Source organism: Mesorhizobium sp. B3-1-9, assembly GCF_006439595.1.
GTDB lineage: Bacteria > Pseudomonadota > Alphaproteobacteria > Rhizobiales > Rhizobiaceae > Mesorhizobium.
This window is the reverse complement of record NZ_VFTJ01000050.1, coordinates 1-2,895: the sequence shown is the minus strand read 5'-3', so window position 1 is coordinate 2,895 and position 2,895 is coordinate 1. Positions and strand designations below refer to the sequence as shown.

Below are 2,895 nucleotides of genomic sequence, written 5' to 3'. Positions count from 1 at the left end.
GGTCGGAAAGGGCAAAACTCTGCCCCAGATCATTGTGAGCGACCCAGACTGGTTCTTCTGGGCAATAGACCAAGGCGCATTCAAAGGTGGATTGGCGATCCAGGCTCAAAAGCTGGCGCAGAGAGCGAGAAAAATCAAATTGCCACCAGCGCTTGTGAATGACCACTGTAAACAATATTTGCTTACGCCGGACGGGAAATTCGCAGGCTTTAAGGTTATTCATCAAGACCAACCTGCACACGTAGGGTCGAGTTCAGAAGTTCGTAAACCGACTCTGAACCTAGAAGCTCCTCGACATTTTGCGCAATATGACAAGCTTGGGTGCAAATTGCTCCTTAAGACATTCAAATATTATTGGTTTTCGGATAAACCGTTCAGCAAGAAGAGAGTCGAAGACTTTTTCGATGATCCAGCAAGGTTCCTGAATCCATGATTTTTCTGAGGTCGCGGAGACGTACGTACAGGTCTGCTGGCTCGTCCGTCGTCGGCCCGAGGAACATGGCGGCTATGAGTGGATCGAACCCTTCCCGCAGCGGTGCCATTTGTATTGGTACCTGGATTGGCCGTTCTTGCCGTAGCACCATTTCGCCGTCTCGAGCTGACGGGCTAGTGCGTCTCTGGCACTGCACGCCTTTTCGGTCTTCGGATCATCGCCTGAGCCGCCACGGCAATTTTCGTCGGCCACCTGCCACTGACCGATCAGCTTAGCCGGTGACGTTGCCTTTGTGGCTTCCGCCTTCGGCTCGCTCTTCCTATTGGCGGGGACGGTCGGAATGCCGGGAAGGTCGCTGCCTTGACCGAGCTTGGGAGTGGGAGCCTCGGCGTCGCAGGCAGTCAATTGCTCGCCATCAATTCGTATTGTCTGCTTGCTTTCGACGTCCAAGATGAAAGAGCGCTGGAAAGGATTGCCCGCCTCCAGGCAGTCGGCTTCAACTGCGTACCGATTTATCCTTAGCTCCCGCACCGATGCTACCACGCATCCGGCTTCCGGAACTTCGTAGGCGTGCCCCCCTTTGGAGACCGAAAACTCGATGGAATCCAGTTCGCCTTTGCGAAACTGTTCGCAGGCGTTGGCTGACCTCATGTAGGCGCCGTCAGCAACGGGTAGTGAGTCCGTCGCGTTGGCAGTAGGCGCGCCTGCGACCAGGAACAGAAGCATGGTCTTGAACGAAGGCCGCGCTAGGAAATTGCCGGAAAGGGCACCCATCGCCGCCCTCAGTAGTAGTACCGCTTGTTCCGGAACAGATACATCAGGATGTAGATCGGGAGCCAAAGGCCGCTGCTAATGATTGACAGCAGGATATGAAACCAGTGCGGGAAGCGTCTCAGGGTCCCGACCCCCGACACAGCCGCGGCTGCTGCCCCTCCGCCGGCGTTCATGAACACCTGAGGGCTGTTACGCTGGCTCTTTAGAAGCTCGATCTCTCGCATCTGCGGATCGAGGATTTCCCCACAGTGTTTGCATTTCTTAGATTTCGGATTGATCGGCTCCGAGCAATACGGGCAGTCGATCGTGTTGATTGGTGCTGCGGCTTCGTCCATTAGATTCCCCTATCACCGTTTCGGGTGACCCCTTACGCAGCGATAGCGATACCCGTGGTTGAGTCGGCGATCAACAGAAACTGGTAGTTCTCTACGAAAATTTTCGAAGTAACCGTAGTTGAATAGGTTCTAGGAATTTGGTGGACAGCGCACATCTGCGACATGTCCGCGATCGACAAATTCGGCACGATTCTGAGAGAGCTTCGGAAGCTCCGTGGCTTGACGCAGGATGATCTCGCAGCCCGCACAGGAAGATCGCTGGATGCAGTTTCGCAATGGGAGCGGGGCGTCAACTGGCCGAGCTTCGAGACACTGATTCGACTGAGCGAGGCTCTCGATGTGCCCGTGGAAACGTTCTTTGATCAGACGCCGGGCAAACGTTCCGACGATCGTCTCAACCGGGAGGTCGAAGCGAGGGTGCTGCTGAGGGATTTGACTGACAGCGATTTGGTTGTAGCCGTCGAGCAGCTACGAGCGCTGGCGAGGCGGCGATCTGATTAGGGCAATTTGTGCTCTATCCCGCCCCTTTCTCGGCGGGATAGAGCTTCTCCTTCGTCCGTATCAGCGGCCCTTGTTGAACCGGGCTCGAACCTGTTCCGACACAACCGTCAACTGGCTGTCGAACGTCCCTTCGATAGCGGCTTCCCGTGCCTTCTTCAGCGCATCGACCACACCAACCATGTCGCTGCATGCAACCGCATGCTTGCCTTTGGCAAGCTCCAGGGGAATCTTGCCATACTTGATCGAAAGCGTCGGCTTGCCGTCGAGATCAACGGTCCACCAGCGGCCACGGAATTTCCGGCCGACGTTCTCGGGTTCGGCCATATAAAGCTGATGGTCGATCTGCATGATCAGCCTTTGCCGACGCTTGGATGCCGGGTCTGTCGGTGCCTGCTTCGGGGCTGCGACCAGTTTCAATCCTTCGAATGCCATTGCGATCTCCTTCCGTTTGATCGACAACGGCGTCCCGTCAGATGGCTGAGCAGGTCAACAGTGATCCACTGCAACCCTGAATTCCAAAGGTTTGGGTTATGTTTGATTTTATGAAAAAAAGGAGATCCGTAAAAGATCTATATGGGTGTGGGAGGAGAAACAATTACGGAAAACAACCCTTCCCGAAGGGATGTCGTTATAATATTTAGAAATCCTGCGAATTCAATATGGAATAACTGATTTGCTGGGTAGACCGTGCCCGATTCGAAGATGACGGGAAACGATCCAGGGGTGGAGGGAATATACCGTCAGGGAGAAGGGTGATTTATTAAATAAAAAGTAAAATCCGTAAAAGATTTATATGGGTGTGGAAGGAGAAACAATTACGGAAAAGATGGTCGTCCCGAAGGGATTCCGTCC

General features: G+C 54.1%; 5 protein-coding genes. 2 read left to right on the top strand and 3 right to left on the bottom strand.

The window, feature by feature from the left end; genetic code table 11:
* Positions 1 to 433: hypothetical protein (locus FJW07_RS31890; RefSeq protein WP_181182788.1), on the top strand; the 433-nt coding region annotated here is incomplete at its 5' end.
* Positions 434 to 505: 72 nt separating this feature from the next.
* Here FJW07_RS31890 and FJW07_RS31520 read toward each other — a convergent pair.
* Both FJW07_RS31520 and FJW07_RS31515 read right to left on the bottom strand, forming a co-directional pair.
* A complete protein-coding gene (locus tag FJW07_RS31520) occupies positions 506 to 1,207 on the bottom strand; it encodes a hypothetical protein (protein WP_140860967.1) in 702 nt (233 codons plus the stop codon).
* An 8-nt stretch (positions 1,208 to 1,215) separates the two neighbouring features.
* Positions 1,216 to 1,542, bottom strand: coding sequence for a hypothetical protein (locus tag FJW07_RS31515; RefSeq protein WP_140860961.1), 327 nt, complete (start codon positions 1,540 to 1,542; stop codon positions 1,216 to 1,218).
* A gap of 162 nt (positions 1,543 to 1,704) precedes the next feature.
* Here FJW07_RS31515 and FJW07_RS31510 point away from each other — a divergent pair, with 162 nt between their 5' ends.
* Entirely contained in the window at positions 1,705 to 2,043 is a 339-nt protein-coding gene (locus FJW07_RS31510) for a helix-turn-helix transcriptional regulator (RefSeq protein WP_140860954.1), read from the top strand.
* Positions 2,044 to 2,103: 60 nt separating this feature from the next.
* Here the strand turns inward: FJW07_RS31510 and FJW07_RS31505 are convergent, their stop codons facing one another.
* Positions 2,104 to 2,475: a hypothetical protein gene (locus FJW07_RS31505; protein ID WP_140860948.1), complete on the bottom strand. Its 372-nt coding sequence runs from the start codon at positions 2,473 to 2,475 to the stop codon at positions 2,104 to 2,106.
* Positions 2,476 to 2,895: the final 420 nt, after the last annotated feature.

What these genes read in the sequence shown, in the direction of transcription:
- FJW07_RS31505 (WP_140860948.1), bottom strand. Translation starts at nt 2,475, where the DNA reads ATGGCATTCGAAGGATTGAAACTGGTCGCAGCCCCGAAGCAGGCACCG.
- FJW07_RS31510 (WP_140860954.1), top strand. Translation starts at nt 1,705, where the DNA reads ATGTCCGCGATCGACAAATTCGGCACGATTCTGAGAGAGCTTCGGAAG.
- FJW07_RS31520 (WP_140860967.1), bottom strand. Translation starts at nt 1,207, where the DNA reads ATGGGTGCCCTTTCCGGCAATTTCCTAGCGCGGCCTTCGTTCAAGACC.
- FJW07_RS31515 (WP_140860961.1), bottom strand. Translation starts at nt 1,542, where the DNA reads ATGGACGAAGCCGCAGCACCAATCAACACGATCGACTGCCCGTATTGC.